The following is a 19,817-nucleotide window of genomic DNA, read 5'->3' on the forward strand; positions in this document are numbered from 1 at the left end:
ATGGCAGTACCTAACTCTTGTTTTTATTCGATAATTCTTTGAAACAAAGACTAATTTGACTTTAAGTAGCTACATATATGAACAAGAAAATCAAAATTTTATTGACTGTTTTGGTTTTCTGGGTAGCAGTTTTTATAGGCTGGGAATGGTGGCATAGTTATCCCAAAGTCCGTTTTAATCCTATCACAGAAGCAACTTCGGAAAGCCTAGGCATTGATTCCATTTTACACCAAGCCTTGTCAACCTATTTATTACCAGGCATTTCTGTTGCCCTAGTAAAGAATGGCAAGGTGTCCTATTTGAATGCTTTTGGCTATGAAAACATGGAGACTAAGGACTCATTATCTATAGAAAGTAAAATCTTAGTTGCTTCTGTTTCCAAAATATTTACAGCTATAGGAGTGGCAAATGCTTTTCTGGCTAAAGGAATAAAGGCTAATGATTCTTTGTATTCACTTGGGTTGGGGGAGAATTTCAATTCATCTACTCTTGCCAAGATCCGCTTAGAAAGTCTTTTATCACATCAATCAGGTTTTCGGGATAAGAGTTTTACTGAAATGATTTTCTCTTTTTCAAAATCCAAAAAGTTGAATCAATGGGGAGCAGAGTTTTTGAGAAATCCCGCTACCTATCATTCAGATTCTACCAGCTATCACTATTCGGATTCTAATTTCGACTTCTTAGGGTTTTTGCTCAGCCAATCTGAAAACCTTGATTTCCAAACACTTATTCAAAGCCATGTATTAGAGTCTTCCGGTATGACAAGTTCTGAGTTTGTCACTTCCTGGCCTACGGATGAACATCGAATTACCGGATATCAGAAAACCTTTCTATGGAAAAGGATTGAGCCAAAAAGAATCAAATTTTCAATTCTTCCTTCTCCTTCCTCGGGTCTGATTACTACTACCAAAGACATGAGTTTGGCCTTGGTCCACTTGCTGCGAGGAGATTTGGGAGTATATCAACAGGCACTTGATTGGCTGGGAAATGAAGGTGATGTAGCTCCTCTTGGGTTTCAAAGGACTTCAATAAATGGCAATGAGTGGGTAGGACATTTTGGAGGACAGGCTGGATATTCTAGTCTTTTGTTTTATTCCAAAGAAGAGGAAACTGGAATTTTTCTATTTGCTAACTCAAGAGATAAAGTTGATTTTCGAATTAATATTGCTCGCCAGATAATATCCTATATTTCCCATAAACCTTATTTTTTTAAATGAAATTATCCTTCCCACATCCGATAATTATTCTTTTAGGGTTTATCCTTTTGGCAGCTTTGTCAAGCTATTTTGTACAATCAGGCAAGTATGATCGAGTATTAGATGCCGATACGGGAAGAGAAATAATTGTTCCGGGAAGCTTTCAGGTCATAGAAGATCAAAATGCTACTATCTATGATGTAGCCTTATCTATACCTGAAGGATTCATTCTCGGGGCTGATATTGTCGTGGTGATTTTGCTATTGGGAGGCGCTTTTTATGTTGTTGAGAAAACGGGTGCCCTTCAAGAAGGTATTGAAGCCCTTATTTATAATTTCAGGAATAGGCAATATTTGCTTTTATATTTTATAGGATTTGTCTTTGCTTTTTGCGGAAGTACCATTGCCATGCAGGAGGAACTCATTGCAATGGCTCCAGTTTTGGTGCTTTTAGCAAAGAAAATTAATTATGATGTGCGATCTATAATTGCGTTAGCCTTAGGTTCTGCCATTGTTGGAGCTAGTTTCTCACCTGTCAATCCATTTGGCTCCTTATTATCACAAACGATAGCCGAACTTGATTTCAATGAGGGTTTTGCCTATAGATTAGTGTTTTTAGTCTTGGCTGTAGTCTTCTGGTGCGGTTATCATATTAGGTACGGCAAGCTGAAAAAACCATCTTTGGAAACGTATGAAATGAAACCTGTGAAGATTTCATTTGAACATGCTTTGATCCTATTTTTGACTTTTGGTGGTGTGGCTGTGATGGCTTGGGGTATAATCTTTCATGATTGGGGCTATAATGAAATGAGTGCCTTGTTTTTTGTAGTAGGTATTAGCTGCGGTCTGATTGGAAAATTGGGTCTAAATGGCACAGCAAGAGCATATACTGCCGGTTTTAGTGAAATGATATTTGCTGGAGTGATCGTGGGGTTAGCGCGCAGTGTCTATTTGATTTTGCAGAATACAGCTATTATTGACCCGCTTATTCAAGCGATGTTTAAGCCACTGGAAAGTATGCCTGTACAATTTGCTGCTGTTGGGCTGTATATAAGCCAGGCCATCATTCACATTCCTGTTCCAAGTACTTCCGGGCAGGCGGTATTGACGACTCCTCTGGCAGTTCCTTTGATGGATTTGCTAGGAATCTCTCGACAAGTGGCCGTGCTGACGTATCAGTATGCCGGTGGATTAATGGATCTTATTACACCAACTAACGGTGGGATGATGGCGGTGATTGCCGCTGCAGGGATTAAATTTAATAACTGGATCGCCTATCTATGGAAAAGTTACCTACTTCTTATGGGGTTAGGTTTGATATCAGTTTTAATCGCTCTAATTTGGTTTGCTTAATCATACACTCAAACCTAAAAAAATGGATATCAACGATCATTCCCCACTTTTACCCTATCAGCCTGCCTCAGATCGCTATCATCAGATGAAGTACCGCAGATGTGGTAATAGTGGCTTAGTTTTACCCGAAATCAGTCTTGGGCTTTGGCACAATTTCGGTCACAATGCTGACTTTACTCTAGGCCGATCCATTCTCCGAAGAGCTTTTGACCTTGGAATTTGTCATTTTGACTTGGCAAATAACTATGGGCCTCCGTTTGGGTCTGCAGAAGAGAATTTTGGTAGAATAATGAAAAAAGACTTCTCCAACCTGCGAGATGAATTGATTATTTCTTCCAAAGCCGGCTGGGATATGTGGCCTGGACCTTATGGGAATTATGGTTCTAAAAAGTACTTGGTTGCCAGCTGTGACCAAAGCCTGAAGCGCATGGGATTGGACTATGTGGATATTTTCTATCATCATAGACCAGATCCAGATACTCCGCTAGAGGAGACAATGGGAGCACTTGATCTATTAGTAAGGCAAGGCAAAACATTATATGTGGGTATTTCTCAGTATTCTGCTGAAGATACTGCGAAAGCATACGCAATTTTAGAACGCTTGGGTACACCACTTTTGATCCACCAGCCGCGATACTCTATGATCGACCGCTGGGCAGAAGACGGCTTGATGGATGTGTTGGGCCAAAAAGGAGTAGGAAGTATTGCCTTCTCTCCATTGGAGCAAGGATTGCTTACTGATAAGTATCTGAAAGGAATTCCAAAAGATTCCCGTGCAGCTAAGGATGGTAGATACCTGAAGGCTGAGCAGATTTCTGATGAGAAGATCAGTATGATCTCAAAACTGAATGACATTGCTTTCGGTAGAGGGCAGACACTTGCTCAGATGGCAATAGCTTGGCTACTGAAGGATCAGCGAATTACTTCTGTGTTAGTCGGAGTCTCTAAACCAGCGCAATTGGATGATAATGTGGGCGCAGTGAAGAATTCTGTTTTCAGTGCTGAAGAAGTAACGACTATCCGCCGAATATTAGGAGCTTGAAAACTCAATTAACATCGCGAAGTGCCCTGATTTTGATCGTCATTGCTCAATTTTTTGGCACTTCGCTTTGGTTTGCAGGGAATGCAGTAGTCCCTGAAATCAGTCAACTCCTCCAAATACCTGGGATTTTAGCCAGTATCACTACGGTAGTTCAGTTGGGTTTTATATTGGGAACTTTGATTTTTGCTATTTTTTCTATTCCAGATCGATTTTCACCAAGCGATGTTTTCTTCTTTAGTTCTATTCTGGCGGCTTGTTTCAATCTATTGATTGTTATTCTGCCTATGCATTTGACCATGGTATTAGTTTGTCGGTTTATGGTTGGCTTTTTCCTCGCTGGAATATATCCTGTAGGAATGAAGATTGCTGCTGATTACTTTCAGAAAGGACTGGGTGCCGCCTTAGGTTTTTTGGTGGGCGCACTGGTTTTTGGGACAGCTTTTCCGCATCTGTTAAAAGGTCTTGATTTAAACTTCTCTTGGAAGCTAGTGCTATGGTGTACCTCTGGGTTAGCCATTTTAGGAGGGTTTATTATAGGGTTTTTTGTTCCAAATGGCCCCTTTCATAAAGTAAATTCCAAATTTGATCTCAGTTTATTGCCAAAACTAGCTAAGATAAGAGCGCTGAAAAGTGCGTCTGCGGGATATTTTGGGCATATGTGGGAGCTTTATACTTTTTGGGCTTTTGTCCCGATTTTGATTGTTTTTTTCAAAGGAAATGAGGCGATGCAATCCCATGACAGTTTACTTACTTTTTTTGTAATAAGCATAGGAGGAGTCTCTTGCGCTGTGGGTGGTGTGATAGCCAGGCGACTCGGGAGTAAGAAGGTTGCACAAGTGGCTCTAGCGGGTTCTGGGATTTGTTGTCTAGTGGTCTTGTTTGTTGGCGGCTTATCAAGCTGGATTTGGATAGGATTGCTGCTCGTTTGGGGGATATTTATTACCGCTGATTCTCCCCAGTTTTCTACGCTTGTCGCTCAGAGTGTTCCTGCAGAATATAGAGGTACTGCGTTGACTTTGGTTAATTCATTGGGCTTCACTCTTTCGATTATAAGTATTCAGCTTGCGCAATATTTACTCAATTGGATTCAAATCAACCAAGTGTTGGCATTGCTATTTATTGGTCCAGTGGTAGGACTGCTGCTTTTTAGGTTCTATGATCGATGGTTAGCTTTTTAACCCGCATTATACATTAGCAATTCTATGCCACGGCCCACAAGTTATTGCGGTCTTTAATTGCTTCAAAATCAGCCACTAAGTTACTGTTTTCGACTTCTCCATATCCGCCGCGGCGGACTGAGTCTCCAAGCAGCCTGATTTTCTTGCAATTACATATCTCATTATGAAACTTATTACATAATTCGAGTTTAGCCACAAAGATAGAATGTGTAATAAATGCCAATAAAAAACTGGAAAGTGACCTTTTCGATTATAAAACAAAAAAAGAGGCTTCCCTCGAAGCCTCTCCACGTATGTTGCAACCGGACTATCGAACTACGTTTTCTAATGTTGCCAGATAAACCCATTTTTGGTCTCTAGAGTTTAACCCTTCATTTACAGCTTCTCGCTGAGCGGCTGTTTGATTCATGTCTTCATAGGATTGAGCATTGAAAAACTGCATATAATCTTTGTAAACATTCATGGTCAAGTGTGTGGATTTGGCTTCTGATCCCAAAGGCAGTGCAGTTCTCAACAAACTCCAATGTCCCATCATGCCTTGATCTACAAATTTTTGGTGAATAGGCTTGAAAACCTCTGATTCAGCTTTTTCATAGATGTCAAACTGACCTTCATTTGCTTTCATCAAATCAAAAGAAGCCAATACACCAGGTTTCATCTGAAAATTGTCATTAGTTTCTGCAATTTCCTTCATATACAACCTCATAGGCATATCACGCATCTTAAGAGACTCTTGGAATAGTTTGCCTACTTGAATACTATTGAGATGTGGATAGGCGATTTTGGTGTACTCTATCATTGATTTCTGATCCAGGCCATTCATCATTTGGACTGGATCATTGTAGTAGGTGACCATGATGTACTGGAAGTCGGAGTGATCTCCACCAGATTGCAAAGACCAAAAGTCCCAGCCTTTGATTCGCTGATCGTTAAGTGCTTGCCTGTACACTTTCTCCATTAGATCTTTGAACTCGATATAATCGAAAAGCTGTTCGTTTTCAACTTTGACAAATTCGAATACCATGTACTGCGTTTGCTGAGCCTTGAGACTGCTTACCCAAAGCATCCCACAAACCAAGAAAAATAATAGCTTTTTCATGAATATTAGGGTTTAGGGTTAATTTTCGCTTTTGTTTAATTTAAAAAAATATTTTGTTGATATCGATATTTAAGAGAGATAATTTTAAATTTTTAGGAATAACCTGATAAAAGCTAATTTTAATAAAGGGTTGAATAAAATGCTGTTTTTACAAGTCAAGGGCAAAAAGCTTAGCGTTTTGTCAAATAAACAGATGAATAATCAAAGGATTTGCAAGATACTTGGTGCTAAAATAGTATGTATTTTAGCTTTACTTTTAGTGATAAAGTTTGATTTCAGTTATGTTTTGAATAAAAGATGATGATAGATAGGGATTTACTTTTGGAAAATGATAGGATACTGCTCCGAGCGATCACCAAGGAGGATTTGCCAAGTTTAATGCTTTTGACAAATGACTCCAGTCTCTGGAAATATTTCACCTATGATCTGAGCATTCCAGATGAGTTCAAAGAATGGGCAAAGCCAGCGCTAGCGAGCCAGCGCTTACAATTCGTAGTTTGGGACAAAAGGATAAACCAAGTAGTAGGAAGCACTGCTTTCGGGAATTACTCAACGAGAGATGAGCGTATAGAAATAGGTTGGACATGGCTTGGAAGACAGTTTCACGGCAAAGGCATCAATCAGTCGATGAAGCTACTGATGCTGAAGTATTGCTTTGAGACGCTTAAGTTGAAGCGGGTAGAATTCAAAACAGATGTGCTGAATATACCAGCCCGAAAAGCTCTGTTGAAATTTGGTGCGGTGGAAGAGGGGATTTTGAGAAGTCACACCTTGCTTACCCACGGAAGACGACGTGATACTATCTATTATAGTGTGCTAGAGAATGAGTGGGGGGCAATTCATAGAGAAATATAAAATTTTACTTTTATTCAATATACTAATATTAGTAGCTGATCGAATATGCCTGCACTTGATCAAGAGCCTAGGGTAGAGTAAATGCAACTGTCCTGTATTTATTCTAACTAATCTCATTATAGTGCGAGTTTTAAAAATTGAAATTTCAGGTGATTATAATTTGTTTCTTATAGGTCACAACCTGTCCCGTGACGAAGGAAACGGGATGGAATCTCGCATATTTGATAATCATCCCTCTACGTGATGCTTGAGTCATGCTCGATTTCATATCGAGACATTCATATCGAGACAACGGAGGCTTATTTCCAATAGCAAGTATTAGATCTTTATCCTTTAAACCTTTTATTTCCATTTCAGACATTAATGAACTCAGGTGGGCAAATAGCGTAGTGCTGCTTTTCGTGTTTTCAGGTTAAAAACATACCTTTTTAAAGGTTGCATTTTTAATCAATCTCTGAAGGTAGAAGCCAAACTGTTCTTTAAATAACTTTCTGAAATGCGTGGTACTGCTAAAGTCTACTTCAAAGGCAGCTTAAGCTACACCTATTTGCTCATCTTTTATCAGTGAAGCCGCTTTGACTACTTTGGCCGTGCGTATGTACTGGTTGATATTTTGGCCGGTAAGTGCTTTTAAATGTTCCAAACCTAAAGTTACTGGTTGCCTATTCCTAGATCTGAAATATTGGCTTCCAATAATCAACTGGAACAAAATCCAGGTTATTGATGAATTATAAGGGAAAATTTTAAGTTTCCCTTATTTTAGAAACCTTTGTTAGTAAGAAGCAAAATAATCACCATGCAAAAGCCCATTTACAAATCAATTCTTTTTGCACTGAGCGGATTGCTCATTGCCTGCCAGAGCTCAGGGCAGGTAAAACAACTAGATCAACCAGTGACTGAAATAATAAAAGTCAATGCCCTCAGCAATGAATCCCATCAGGTTATAGCACATTTTGGGGCTTCCGACGCTTGGTCTACACAGTTTGTTGGGCTTTGGCCAGATCAAAAGAAAAATGCAATCGCCGAGCTGCTTTTTAGCAGTGAAGCTAACGAAGACGGAAACCCTAAAGGAATAGGATTGTCCTTATGGAGATTTAATGTTGGCGCGGGAAGTGCTGAGCAAGGTGAGGAGAGCGGCATTCGGGATGAGTGGAGACGGGCTGAGTCTTTTTTATCTCCTGATGGAACCTATGACTGGAGCAAACAGGCAGGGCAGATATGGTTTGCCAAAGCTGCAAAGAAGTTTGGAGTGGAAAAACTGTTGATTTTCCCAAATAGCCCCCCGGTATCCATTACCAAAACAGGAAAGGCATATGCCGCTAATGGGAAGTCAAATCTCGCTGAAGGCAACTTTGATGCATTTGGTGGGTACCTCTCTGAAGTTATCAAAGGACTAGAAGTAAAAGGACTTAGGGTGGATTATGTCAGCCCTGTAAATGAACCTCAGTGGGATTGGTCAGATGGAGGACAGGAGGGAACACCTTTTTGGAATGATGAAATTTCCAGCATAATAAAAGCGGTGGACCAAGCATTGGATAAAAATAACCTAACCACAAAGATAGATGTAGCTGAAGCAGGAAAGATCAATTACCTCTATGAGCAGGCAGATAAAGAGGGGAGAGGGAGACAGGTTAATGAATTCTTCAATCCGGAATCCTCAAACTATATTGGTGATCTGTCGCATGTCAGCCCAACCATTTCTGCACATAGTTATTTTACCACATCCCCGTATGAATCAGCTGTACAACAGCGGGCAAGTCTTTTTTCAGAAATTAAGTCTGTGGAAGGCTTAAGTTATTGGATGAGTGAATACTGTATCTTGGGTGATAACGGAGGTGAAATAAACGGAAGTGGCAGAGACTTGGGAATTGACCCGGCACTTTATATGGCGCGAGTGATCCACAATGACCTTACCGTATCCAATGCAAGTGCTTGGCATTGGTGGTTGGCTATTTCACCTTATGATTACAAGGATGGCCTTATTTATATTGATAAGAACAAGGAAGACGGTAATCTATATGAAAGCAAAATGCTTTGGGCTTTGGGCAATTACAGTAGATTTATCAGACCGGGTTACCAACGTATAGCTGTAGAGATTGACAAACAAAGACAACAGACACCGGATATTTTGGTTTCTGCATACCAGTCAACAGACAAGCAAGAACTAGTATATGTCCTTGTCAATTCCGGAATTAAAGAGGTGATGGTGAGTTTGAGTGAAAACGATCTTCTTAACGCTATCCAGGGAGTTTATTCAACCTCCAAGGATACGAATCTGGAATCTGTTGCAGTTGAATCTACCGATTCTACTTTCCAGGTTCCCGCAAGGTCTATTGTCACCGTGGTGACCAAACGCTAAAGGCTATGTTGAGCCTATGTTTTGTCTATTAGTTATTTCTCAGGAAGTTTTGAGTAAGAATTGAACGGCATATGTGCTGGATGTTAGCTTTTATCGCGGAAATTTACTGAATTTAAAATCGATTAATTTGATTGCAAATTGCATTCAAATGGAATTTAGCCCGTACAATTTTCTTAGCAGCAGTGATTCAGAAGCAGTAAGCCGGGTTGTTACAACCTTTGAGGTTGATAAAATTATATCTTACAAGCCTCCTCAACGGGTTACACCCATATATGAAATTGTGAAAGGTGCAGTCAGAATCGGGACTTATTCTTCCAGTGGAAATGAAGTGTACTATGATATTCTAAGGCTGGAGAATTCTTTGGAAATCTCCGATATCTAATCCACCTCCGAAACTACCGATAAATTAAAAGCATAACTGTACTTGTGCAGGGCTCGCTTAACATACTTACTCTCTCTTGTTCTTCGTTCTAAACATTACGTATTTTATAACGCTATTTCAGGACGGGACACCTATTATAGAAAAAACCCGGAGGAGGCTCCGGGTTTTTTGTTACTGGTTGAATCCTCTCAGTTTGATCTGAGTAAGTTTCCGTTTGGTATCCAGAGGAAAATCACCTCGCATCATCCAATCGTAGAATCCAGGCTCATCTTTGAGCACCTTAGTGACTGGAGTCCCTTTTTGCTTTCCGAAGTTGAATACTTCTACACCCTCATTATTGAACACAAACCTGCCCGCCAGATCTACCATTTTTTCATTGAGCATATCATGAAGCTTTTTCATATCATTTTCGAAGACTCCCATTTTATTCCCTTGAAGATCTTCCATTTCCTCACCCAGATAGCGCTCTACCTGTGCTTTAAACACATCTAGCGTAGCAAAAGTGTCCGCCTCTGCACTATGTGCATTTTCCAGATTTTTTCCGCAATAGAACTTATAAGCTGCAGTTAGGTTGCGCTTTTCCATCATGAAAAATATCTTCTGAGCATCCAGTAAGTTGCGCTTATCCAGGTCAAACTCAATTCCTGCCCGCAGAAATTCCTCTACTAATAAGGGGATATCATATTTCAAGACGTTGAATCCTGCCAAGTCGGACTGACCGATAAATTGGAAAATATCCTTTGCCAAATCCTTAAATGTATTCTCTTCTTTGACATCCTTGTCATAGATGCCATGAATTAGGGAAGATTCCAGCGGAATAGGGATGGTAGGATTGATTTTTTTGGTATAGATGTCTTGACCTCCATCAGGATGCACTTTTACGATGGAAATCTCCACGATTCGGTCTGTTGAGATATTGATGCCAGTAGCTTCCAGATCAAAAAAGGCAATAGAATTCTTTAAGTTTAATTTCATGTGATTATAATTGTTTTTCAAAGATCATAACCTGTCCCGTGACGTAGGAAACGGGATGGAATCTCGCATGTGTTTTTATCATCCCTCTGTGTGACGCTTTCGTCATGCTCGATTTCATAGTTATTTAAATTTAGCTTTAATCGGCTCTAGATCCATTTTGTCATAGGATCCCGAACTCATCAAAAGTAAGTTGGAATTGGTATAGTCTTGGGCCAAAAGGAATTCCTTCAGCCTATTGCTATCCGTAAATAATTTTAAATCGGGTCTTTGAAAGCCTGCTCTCAAAGTTTCTTCATCCATCAGCGCTAATTTTTTCAGCGCTACGGCATGAGGATCAAGGTACACAATCGCTAGATCCGCAGCTTCCATTGTCTTGGCATAATTTGGTAAAAACTCCTTGTTCAGAGATGAATAAGTGTGCAATTCCTGTACCGCTATTAGTTTTCTGTTTGGGAATTGAGTTTTGACAGCGGATACAGTCGCCTTTAATTTGGATGGAGCGTGAGCAAAATCCCTAAATAGACTGGAATTTTCAGTTTGAGCCAAAAGCTCCTGACGTTTAGCTGCGCCTTTGAAAGTCTGTATGCTTTCATAAAACTGCTCTTTTGTTAAGCCTAGTGACAAGCAAATATCCATAGCACCCTGTAGGTTTTGCAGATTATGCTCTCCAAATATGTAAATAGGAATAAAGCCATTTTCAGTCTCTAGAAATGTCTTTCCATCCTTAATAATGGCCGGATGAGCTTTGTATGGAGTTTTCTTTGCAGCAATCTTACTTTTCTCAGCGGCTTCTTTTACCAAAGGATCTGCTTCGCAGTAGATCAATTCACCTGAGTCTGGAGTCAAATTCATCAAATTGCTAAACTGCGCTTTGTATTCCTCAAAGTCTGGGAAAACGTTGTAATGATCCCAGGCGATCCCACTGATCAAGGCGATATCATGCTTGTAATGGAAGAATTTCGGAGTTCTGTCCAGAGGAGAAGTCAGGTATTCGTCCCCTTCGATGATGATCACTGGAGCGTCGGACAGCTTTACCATCAACTCAAAACCTTCAATCTGTGCACCTACCAGGTAATCAAAATCCACCGCCTGGTCTTTCAGCACATGTAAAATCACCGAAGTAATGGAAGTCTTGCCATGGGAACCTGCGACAATTACCCGCTTCTTATTCTGGCTTTGATTGAAAATAAATTCTGGAAAGGAGTAAACTGGAATTCCCAATTCCTGAGCTCTGACGAGTTCGGGGTTATCAATTCTGGCATGCATTCCCAGGATAATTCCATCCAGATCCTTGGTTATTTTCCCAGGATACCAACCATAGTCAGCTGGCAAAATCCCGGCTTTTTCCAATCTCGTTCGAGATGGTTCGTATATTTCATCGTCAGAACCGGTTACCTGATAGCCTTTTTCTACTAGAGCCAAAGCCAGATTGTGCATCACAGCTCCTCCGACGGCTATAAAGTGATATTTGTTCATGTGGATTATTAAAACAGTTGGAAATCTGCTTCAAACTTAAAAATAATAATCGGCTGCTTGGAATCCAGACGATTCTAATTCAAAATATTTTTCAGGGAGGCATAATTTATCTTTCCCATTCAAAGCAATTTTGTGGCTCATAACTCTAAATAGGCAACTTTCTGAGAAGCTTTGGTAAGTTGATAGCTTAGGGTTTGCAGCGTAGTTTCAGTAAAATAAATGGAGTTAGTTTGTACTTGATTTTCCTTTCAGGCTTGGTTATTGACCCCTTTCAAATGTTGATAACTTTGGCAAAAGTTGTTTAAAACTCTTGCCTTTTTCCCAATACATTTGTTCTATGACCGAGAAAAGTAGCAATCCCCGAATCACCCGGAACAAGCCCACGCATCAAAATACCAGTATGCTTGGTAAAATGCCTCCTCAAGCCATTGATCTTGAAGAAGCTGTGCTAGGCGCCTTGATGCTGGAGAAAGATGCGCTGACGAATGTGATTGATATTTTGAAGGTGGAGAGCTTTTACAAGGATTCTCATCAGGTTATTTTCCAGGCTATCCTGGACCTTTTTACAGAAAGCCAGCCTATAGACTTGCTTACTGTCACTGCTCAGCTGCGCAAAAGTGGAGATTTGGAGATTGCCGGTGGTGCTTTCTATGTAACCGAACTTACATCTAAAGTGGCTTCTGCTGCGAATATTGAATACCATACAAGGATCATTACTGAGCAATCTATCAAGCGAGAGATGATCAAAATAGCGTCTGATATTCAAAAAGATGCTTACGAGGAAACCACTGACGTATTCGAGTTATTGGATAAAATGGAGCAGAATCTTTTTGAGATATCTGAAAAGAATATCCGGAAGAATTATTCCGATATGAAGTCCATTATGCGGGAAGCAATTATTGAATTGGAAGCCAGAAAAGGCCAAAAAGACGGATTGACTGGAGTTCCCTCTGGACTGACTGCCTTGGATCGAGTGACCTCAGGTTGGCAAAAATCAGACTTGGTAATTATTGCGGCTAGACCTGCGATGGGTAAGACGGCATTTGTGCTTTCTGTCTTACGAAATGCAGCTGTGGATCATAACAGACCAGTGGCTATTTTCTCGTTGGAGATGTCTTCCATTCAGCTGGTGAATCGATTGATTTCTGCGGAAGCTGAACTTGACTCTGAGAAAATCAAAAAAGGAACACTTGCAGAGCACGAATGGGCTCAACTAGTACATAAGACTGCGAAGCTTTCAAAAGCACCGCTCTTCGTAGATGATACTCCCGCACTGTCTATTTTGGAGCTCCGGGCAAAATGTAGAAAACTTAAGGCTCAGCACGATATTCAAATGATAGTGGTTGATTACTTGCAGCTGATGTCTGGGGACTCTAAAAATGGAGGAGGTGGAAACCGAGAGCAGGAAATTGCGAGTATTTCCAGGGCCTTGAAGAAAATTGCTAAGGAACTGGAAGTTCCGGTAATTGCGCTTTCTCAGCTTTCCAGAGCAGTGGAGACTAGGGGTGGAGATAAACGGCCACAGCTTTCTGATTTGAGAGAATCAGGAGCCATCGAGCAAGATGCTGATATGGTTATGTTCCTTTACCGTCCTGAATATTATGGAATCACCGAAGATGAGGATGGTAATTCTACTCAAGGAGTAGGAGAAGTGATTATTGCCAAGCACAGAAATGGTTCATTAGATAATGTGAAGCTACGTTTTATCGGCAGATACACTAAGTTTCAGGATTTGGATGGCTTCGGGAATATGCAAGATCCTCAGGGTGGAAATGCCCTTTATAGACCAACATTTGCAGCACAATCGAGTGGCGTATCTGAGTTTGATTCTGGTAATACGATCAAGCTACAAAGCAAAGCCAATAGCGATGATGGAGATGATCTATTGAATAGAAATGATTCAGAAGACGCTTTTTAATAAGTATGAGAGCAATCACATTAAATAGAAATAGAGAATCCAAACTGCTTCTGACTGATGTTCAATCGCGGACTTTACTTCCAGGGGAAGTAAGAGTTTTGATTAAAGCTGCTGCTTTGAATCACCGTGATGAATGGTGTAGGCAAGGTCTTTATCCAACTAGTAAAGACGGGGTAGTTCTAGGTTCTGATGGAGCTGGAGTAGTCACAGAGATAGGAGAGGGAGTGGATTATGATTGGTTGCAAAAGGAAGTGATCATCAATCCCGCATTAAACTGGGGAGAAAATCAAAAAGTGCAAAGTGCTTCTTTTGAGATATTAGGAATGCCTCGAAATGGTACCCTTGCTGAGTCAGTGATAATACCCGCGGATAGACTTCATGCTAAGCCCCTTCACATGACTTGGGAGGAAGCTGCGGCTTTGCCACTTGCTGGTTTGACGGCATTTCGGGCGCTAACTTATCAGGGGAATATCCAATCGGGAGAAAATCTGCTGGTCACCGGGTTTGGTGGAGGTGTAGCTCAATTTGCAGTCCAATTCGGTATGGCGCTAGGTGCTAAGGTATCCACAAGTAGTAGTAGTCCTGAGAAGTTGAAAATAGCTAAAGCATTGGGTGTGTCCCATACGTTTAATTATTTGGATCACAATTGGATATCAACTTCAGTAGAAGAAACCAATGGGTTTGATTTGATCCTTGATGGTGCTGTAGGTGATACGTTAAATCACCTGATTCAAGTAGTAAAACCTGGAGGGAAGATAGTGTTCTATGGAGCTACTCTTGGTAATCCCAGCAAACTAGAAGCGCGAAAAATCTTTTGGAATCAGTTGAAAATAATGGGTACTACCATGGGTTCTGACTTGGACTTTAAGGATATGGTTTCTTTAGTCTGTGGACATAAAATCACACCCGTTTTAGATCAGGTTTTCAAATTTGAAGATGCAGAAAAGGCTTTTGATAGAATGCGTGATGGAAAGCAAACAGGCAAAATTATATTGGTGCCTTAGATTTCCACATAGGTTTCACCAAACTCCTTTTTGGCAATTCTATAGATTTCATCTTTTTCAGGAGGAACGACCAGCATGTCACCGGGTTTTACGATCATGGTATCCTTCCATGGTGCCTGGAATTCCAATATTTCTGTTGAACCAAGGGCTTCTAAGTGGGTTTTATTCACTCTTAGTCCTGATGTTTCACCTTTTGGTTGATAGCAACCCCAGCCCTTTTCCAGGGATTGAACCAGCGAATATTTCTTCAGAAAAGTCTCGGCTTTTACCAAGTATTGCTCACTACTACTGGTTTGATTTTCTACCAGCCAATCTCCAGGCTCTGCTGTATTTTTCGTCTCATCTCCATCGGACGTCTTGGTCACTACCACTAGTCCTGGCTGAGCTTTTTTGGCGCGAACCATAGTTTTCTTTTTATAGCGTTTGCCGCTTTTTTCTAAAATTGGAAGAAAATGAGCCAGCATTTCTTTTTGGGTGATCATAGAAGAAATAGATTATTGCAATGAGAGATTAGGATGGTTAAGTTAAGAAATACATGGTATCAAGTAGTTTAGAACTTCAGGATTTTTAGCCTTATTTATTGACCGTCAGGCGAATCAATCCAGATCATTTTCGAAGAGAAAATTCTGATAGGCATTCTGTAATTCTTGCAAAGCTTTCATATCTTTTTGTTCGCGTGCCAATGAAATGCCATTTTCAAAAATCGCTTTGGATTGGCCTATTTCACCCATTTCTGCATATAAATGAGCAGCTGGGAAGTAGGTCGCGAGGTAAGTAGGATGTTCGCTCAGTAATTTAGCAAAGAGACTATATGCTTCCTCTTGATCTGATTCTCGAAATTCTATTGCCAAAGCATACCAATTGAAGGGATTTCCCGGTTCTTCTTGGGTAAATTGTCTTAGTAGCTGAATCCTTTCCAGATTGCTCATCAATAGTTTTTTTAATTAAGTGCTTACTGTTATTTTCACGAGAAATAAATCTAAACTAATCTAATTCTAAACCAATGAAGATTCTTGTTTGTATCACCCACGTACCCGATACTACCTCCAAGATTCAGTTTACAGCCGACAATACCAAGTTTGATTCTACGGGAGTTCAATATATTATTGGCCCCTACGATGATTATGCCTTGGCTAGAGCTGTAGAACTTAGAGATGAAGCGAGTGGAAAGTTAACTGTTTTGAATGTAGGAGAGGCGGATTCAGAGCCGACTTTAAGAAAAGCTCTAGCAATAGGTGCTGATGAAGCTATAAGAGTAAATGCAGCGCCTAAGGATTCCTATTTTGTAGCTCAGCAAATTGCGCATTATGCAAAAGAAGGCGCTTATGATTTGGTTTTGATGGGCAGAGAATCCATTGATTTCAATGGTGGAATGGTTCATGGCATGGTAGGAGAATTGTTGGGAATTCCTTCCTTTTCACCTGTGATGAGACTTGACGTAAAAGGATCTACAGTGAAAATGGCTAGAGAAATCGAAGGAGGCAAGGAAATGCTGGAAGCAAGTCTTCCACTGATTGCTGGCTGCCAGGAGCCTATCGCAGAATGGAAAATCCCGAATATGCGTGGAATCATGTCTGCAAGAACGAAACCGTTGAATGTAGTAGAACCAATTTCCCAGGAAACTCAAGCTGAAGCAAGTAAATATGAACTTCCTCCGGCTAAAGGTGCTGTGAAATTAGTGGATAAAGATAATGTGGCAGAGCTGGTAAAGCTTTTGAAAAACGAAGCTAAGGTGCTTTAATAAATCTAAATAACTTATTATAAATCAAGATATTATGTCAATTTTAGTATATATAGAACAGTCCGAAGGTAAGGTGAAAAAGACTAGTCTTGAGGCGGTCTCTTTTGCAAATGCCTTAGCCGCACAGACTGGGGAGGGAGATGTGGTTGCAGTAGCTCTTGGTACCATCGGTAAGGAAGAATTAGCAGCAATAGGAAAAGCTGGTGCAGCAAAAGTACTTCATTGCTCAAACAGCAAATTAGATGCAGGAGTAATACAAGCGCATGCTTCCGCTGTAGCTCAGGCTTTCAATCTTATCGGAGCTAAAACTTTAGTATTGGCAAAATCTTCCTTAGGAGATGCGGTAGCCGCTAGGTTAGCCATCAAATTGAAGGCTGGTTTGGTTTCCAATGTGGTTGAATTACCGAAAACTGATGCTGAGTATCTAGTGAAGAGAAGCATCTATACAGGAAAGGCATTTGCAGAAACTATTGTAACTACTGAAAATAAAATTCTCGCAATCAAAAAGAATGCGATTGATTTGAAGTTGGATGGAGTAGATGCACAAGTTGAAGAATTCGATGTAGCACTGGAAGAAGCAGATTTTGCATCTAAGATCACTTCCACTGAACGTGCTACCGGAGATGTCTTGCTACCTGAGGCAGATATCGTCGTGTCAGGCGGTAGAGGCTTGAAAGGCCCAGAAAATTGGGGAATGCTAGAAGAAATGGCGAAAATTCTGGGAGCTGCTACGGCATGTTCTAAACCAGTTTCTGATCTTGGATGGAGACCTCATCATGAGCACGTAGGACAAACAGGTATTAAAGTTGCCCCAACTTTGTACCTAGCGATAGGAATTTCAGGAGCTATTCAACATCTTGCAGGGGTCAACTCTTCAAAGTGTATCGTGGTCATCAATAAAGACCCAGATGCGCCTTTTTTCAAAGCTGCGGATTACGGAATTGTAGGCGATGCTTTCGAGGTTGTACCCAAATTAAACGAAGCATTAAAAGCTGAATTATAAATTTTTGTGGAAAAACTCATAGAACTTGAGATTTTAGGACTTTCGTCCAATCATTCCCAGTCAGGGTCATTTACCTTGGTGCTAGGGGAAGTTGGTGGAGCTAGACGTTTGCCGATCGTGATCGGTATGTTTGAAGCCCAGGCGATAGCTCTAGAAATCGAAAAGATTATTCCTAATCGTCCCATGACACATGATTTGTTTAAATCATTTGCTGCCGGGTTCAATTTTGACATAGAAAAAATCGTAATCACAGATATGAAAGAAGGAGTCTATTATGCTAAAATTCAGTGTAAAGGCGACCAATTAGAATCTGATGTAGATGCGCGCCCTTCTGATGCCATAGCGATTGCGATACGATTTGGAAGTCCTGTTTTTTGTACTGAAAAGGCTATGTCCGAAGGGGCAGTCGAGCATTATGAAGTAGAAAAGAAGGATGATAAAAAGGATCCGAAACCTTCTACACAAAAATTCACGACTAAAAAAGAGCCTTCATTGAAGGATTTTAGTTTGGATAAACTCAATCAAATGCTTGATAAAGCGATAACAAATGAGGATTATGAGCGAGCTGCGCGGATTCGTGACGAAATCAATAAAAGAAACTGATACAATTTAAGGCCCGAGCTATCTTGGGCTTTTTTTATGCTTTTTTTCCGCGGTGGTCGCAGAGTTTTTTGCAGAGGACGCAGCTGAATTGGTTTATCGTTTGAGTCAGAATGCTGTCTATTTTTGCGGCTGAGCACTGACCTACTTTCCTGAATTTAAATGATTTCGATATTCAGGAACTGCGACTGAACACTGATCACTTTTTAACTTATTATTTGCCCTCTAACTCTCATTTTCTCTTTCATCCTCTTAATTCATGATTGCTTTATGAGCATGCGTTCCTTATTTTTAGACCTAATTCTGCACTAATTATTGAATGGATTACTTAAGAGGAGTTTTTGGTCTAGCAGTCATCGTTTTGGTGGCTTTTATTTTTTCAAGCAATAGAAAGAAAATTGACTGGAGATTAGTTGGAATTGGAATTTTGCTTCAACTGGTATTTGGTTTTTTGATCACTCAAGTTCCCTTTGTAGAAAGTGCCTTCGCAATGGTTAGTAGAGGCTTTGTGAAGTTTCTGAGCTTTAGCCGAGATGGAGCTGCGTTTATATTTGGAGATTTGGCAGGAGACAGCTATGGTTTCATTTTCGCTTTCCAAGTGCTTCCTACAATTATCTTCTTCTCTACAGTTTCTGCCGGATTATATTATTTAGGAGTTCTTCAGAAAGTAGTTTTTGGTATTGCCTGGGTGATGGCAAGAACTATGAGGCTTTCAGGTCCAGAAAGTTTGTCAGCTGCTGGAAATATCTTTCTCGGCCAGACTGAAGCACCATTGCTAGTCAGACCTTTTATTCCCCAGATGAGTAAATCCGAGCTGATGTGCCTCATGACTGGGGGAATGGCGACCATTGCAGGTGGAGTTTTGGCGGGGTATGTGGCATTTCTAGGAGGGGATAGTCTGGAGGAGCAAAGTAGATTTGCAGCATATCTTCTGGGAGCCAGTATTATGAATGCTCCAGCTGCCATAGTAATGTCCAAGATGTTTATTCCTGAAGTAGAAAAAGAGCGATTAGATAATAAGCTTGAAGTGAATGAAGAAGCAATGGGAGTAAACCTTATTGATGCAATGTCAATCGGAGCTTCAGAAGGTTTGAAGCTGGCGCTAAATGTTGGTGCCATGCTTTTGGCATTTATAGCGGTGATTGCCGCGTGTAACTACCTATTGATGGGTATTTTTGGAGAATTTACAGGACTCAATGAATTTGTAATAAATAGCACAGGGGGGCAGTTTGAGGGCTTTTCTTTAGAGTATCTATTTGGACAAGTCTTCCGGGTATTTGCCTGGGTGATAGGAGTGGATTGGGTGGATACACTTCAGGTCGGAAGTTTGCTGGGGCAGAAAACCGTTATCAATGAGTTTGTAGCTTACCTGAGTCTATCTGAAATGAAGGAAATGGGGAGTCTTAGTCCCAAGTCAATTGTGATTGCAACGTACGCTTTGTGCGGTTTCTCTAACTTCAGTTCTATCGCAATTCAGCTAGGGGGTATCGCCATTATTGCTCCAAATCAACAAGCAAATATTAGCAGATTGGGTCTTAAGTCACTATTAGCTGCTTCCCTTGCTTGTCTGATGACGGCTACGATTGCCGGGATGTTATTTGGGTGATTTTAGAGTAGCAAGTACCAAGTATTTAGAC

At 40.6% G+C, this 19,817-nt stretch carries 19 protein-coding genes; 13 read left to right on the forward strand and 6 right to left on the reverse strand.

Annotated elements, in window-relative coordinates; translation table 11 throughout:
* Positions 1-77 precede the first annotated feature (77 nt).
* The 4 genes from U3A58_RS02055 to U3A58_RS02070 are packed head-to-tail and all read left to right on the forward strand — an operon-like array spanning position 78 to position 4,768.
* On the forward strand, positions 78-1,217 hold the full coding sequence (locus U3A58_RS02055) for a serine hydrolase domain-containing protein (RefSeq protein ID WP_323821718.1): 1,140 nt from the start codon (positions 78-80) through the stop codon (positions 1,215-1,217).
* Complete coding sequence (locus U3A58_RS02060) at positions 1,214-2,548, forward strand: YfcC family protein (protein ID WP_323821719.1); 1,335 nt, start codon at positions 1,214-1,216, stop codon at positions 2,546-2,548. Before U3A58_RS02055 ends, U3A58_RS02060 begins: the two co-directional genes overlap by 4 nt.
* Positions 2,549-2,570: 22 nt before the next feature.
* The gene (gene mgrA, locus U3A58_RS02065; RefSeq protein WP_323821720.1) at positions 2,571-3,590 is read left to right on the forward strand and encodes an L-glyceraldehyde 3-phosphate reductase; all 1,020 of its coding nucleotides are present in this window, start codon (positions 2,571-2,573) and stop codon (positions 3,588-3,590) included.
* Positions 3,587-4,768 carry an MFS transporter gene (locus U3A58_RS02070; protein WP_323821721.1) on the forward strand — a complete coding sequence of 394 codons (1,182 nt, stop codon included), beginning with the start codon at positions 3,587-3,589 and terminating at the stop codon, positions 4,766-4,768. The genes mgrA and U3A58_RS02070 overlap by 4 nt, the downstream gene beginning before the upstream one ends.
* Positions 4,769-5,075: 307 nt before the next feature.
* Here U3A58_RS02070 and U3A58_RS02075 read toward each other — a convergent pair whose 3' ends face one another.
* The gene (locus U3A58_RS02075) at positions 5,076-5,867 is read right to left on the reverse strand and encodes a hypothetical protein (protein ID WP_323821722.1); all 792 of its coding nucleotides are present in this window, start codon (positions 5,865-5,867) and stop codon (positions 5,076-5,078) included.
* A 297-nt stretch (positions 5,868-6,164) separates the two neighbouring features.
* On the opposite strand from U3A58_RS02075, the gene U3A58_RS02080 reads away from it, so the two are divergent.
* The gene (locus U3A58_RS02080) at positions 6,165-6,722 is read left to right on the forward strand and encodes a GNAT family N-acetyltransferase (RefSeq protein WP_323821723.1); all 558 of its coding nucleotides are present in this window, start codon (positions 6,165-6,167) and stop codon (positions 6,720-6,722) included.
* A gap of 145 nt (positions 6,723-6,867) precedes the next feature.
* On the opposite strand, the gene U3A58_RS02085 is transcribed toward U3A58_RS02080, so the two are convergent.
* On the reverse strand, positions 6,868-6,990 hold the full coding sequence (locus U3A58_RS02085; protein WP_323821724.1) for a hypothetical protein: 123 nt from the start codon (positions 6,988-6,990) through the stop codon (positions 6,868-6,870).
* Between the two features lie 528 nt (positions 6,991-7,518).
* Here U3A58_RS02085 and U3A58_RS02090 point away from each other — a divergent pair.
* On the forward strand, positions 7,519-9,081 hold the full coding sequence (locus U3A58_RS02090) for a glycoside hydrolase (protein ID WP_323821725.1): 1,563 nt from the start codon (positions 7,519-7,521) through the stop codon (positions 9,079-9,081).
* A gap of 148 nt (positions 9,082-9,229) precedes the next feature.
* Positions 9,230-9,463, forward strand: coding sequence for a hypothetical protein (locus U3A58_RS02095; RefSeq protein WP_323821726.1), 234 nt, complete (start codon positions 9,230-9,232; stop codon positions 9,461-9,463).
* A 171-nt stretch (positions 9,464-9,634) separates the two neighbouring features.
* On the opposite strand, the gene U3A58_RS02100 is transcribed toward U3A58_RS02095, so the two are convergent.
* Together U3A58_RS02100 and U3A58_RS02105 are read right to left on the reverse strand one after the other, a co-directional pair.
* Positions 9,635-10,438, reverse strand: coding sequence for a 3'-5' exonuclease (locus U3A58_RS02100; RefSeq protein WP_323821727.1), 804 nt, complete (start codon positions 10,436-10,438; stop codon positions 9,635-9,637).
* Positions 10,439-10,558: 120 nt separating this feature from the next.
* A complete protein-coding gene (locus U3A58_RS02105; protein ID WP_323821728.1) occupies positions 10,559-11,914 on the reverse strand; it encodes a UDP-N-acetylmuramate--L-alanine ligase in 1,356 nt (451 codons plus the stop codon).
* Between the two features lie 337 nt (positions 11,915-12,251).
* Between U3A58_RS02105 and dnaB the strand changes: the two genes are divergently transcribed.
* Positions 12,252-13,832, forward strand: a complete 1,581-nt coding sequence (gene dnaB / locus U3A58_RS02110) for a replicative DNA helicase (protein ID WP_323821729.1) — start codon at positions 12,252-12,254, stop codon at positions 13,830-13,832.
* 5 nt (positions 13,833-13,837) lie between these two features.
* Entirely contained in the window at positions 13,838-14,836 is a 999-nt protein-coding gene (locus U3A58_RS02115) for a quinone oxidoreductase family protein (RefSeq protein WP_323821730.1), read from the forward strand.
* On the opposite strand, the gene U3A58_RS02120 is transcribed toward U3A58_RS02115, so the two are convergent.
* On the reverse strand, positions 14,833-15,318 hold the full coding sequence (locus tag U3A58_RS02120; protein WP_323821731.1) for a hypothetical protein: 486 nt from the start codon (positions 15,316-15,318) through the stop codon (positions 14,833-14,835). The genes U3A58_RS02115 and U3A58_RS02120 overlap by 4 nt on opposite strands.
* Before the next feature lie 114 nt (positions 15,319-15,432).
* Entirely contained in the window at positions 15,433-15,765 is a 333-nt protein-coding gene (locus tag U3A58_RS02125) for a tetratricopeptide repeat protein (RefSeq protein WP_323821732.1), read from the reverse strand.
* Positions 15,766-15,839: 74 nt separating this feature from the next.
* Here U3A58_RS02125 and U3A58_RS02130 point away from each other — a divergent pair, with 74 nt between their 5' ends.
* The 4 genes from U3A58_RS02130 (at position 15,840) to U3A58_RS02145 (ending at position 19,786) form a co-directional block, all read left to right on the forward strand.
* Positions 15,840-16,577, forward strand: a complete 738-nt coding sequence (locus U3A58_RS02130; RefSeq protein ID WP_323821733.1) for an electron transfer flavoprotein subunit beta/FixA family protein — start codon at positions 15,840-15,842, stop codon at positions 16,575-16,577.
* Between the two features lie 34 nt (positions 16,578-16,611).
* Positions 16,612-17,580: an electron transfer flavoprotein subunit alpha/FixB family protein gene (locus U3A58_RS02135; protein WP_323821734.1), complete on the forward strand. Its 969-nt coding sequence runs from the start codon at positions 16,612-16,614 to the stop codon at positions 17,578-17,580.
* A 6-nt stretch (positions 17,581-17,586) separates the two neighbouring features.
* Complete coding sequence (locus tag U3A58_RS02140; RefSeq protein ID WP_323821735.1) at positions 17,587-18,183, forward strand: bifunctional nuclease family protein; 597 nt, start codon at positions 17,587-17,589, stop codon at positions 18,181-18,183.
* 316 nt (positions 18,184-18,499) lie between these two features.
* A complete protein-coding gene (locus U3A58_RS02145; protein WP_323821736.1) occupies positions 18,500-19,786 on the forward strand; it encodes a NupC/NupG family nucleoside CNT transporter in 1,287 nt (428 codons plus the stop codon).
* Positions 19,787-19,817 lie beyond the last annotated feature (31 nt).

It is taken from the genome of Algoriphagus persicinus (assembly GCF_035156415.1).
GTDB lineage: Bacteria > Bacteroidota > Bacteroidia > Cytophagales > Cyclobacteriaceae > Algoriphagus > Algoriphagus persicinus.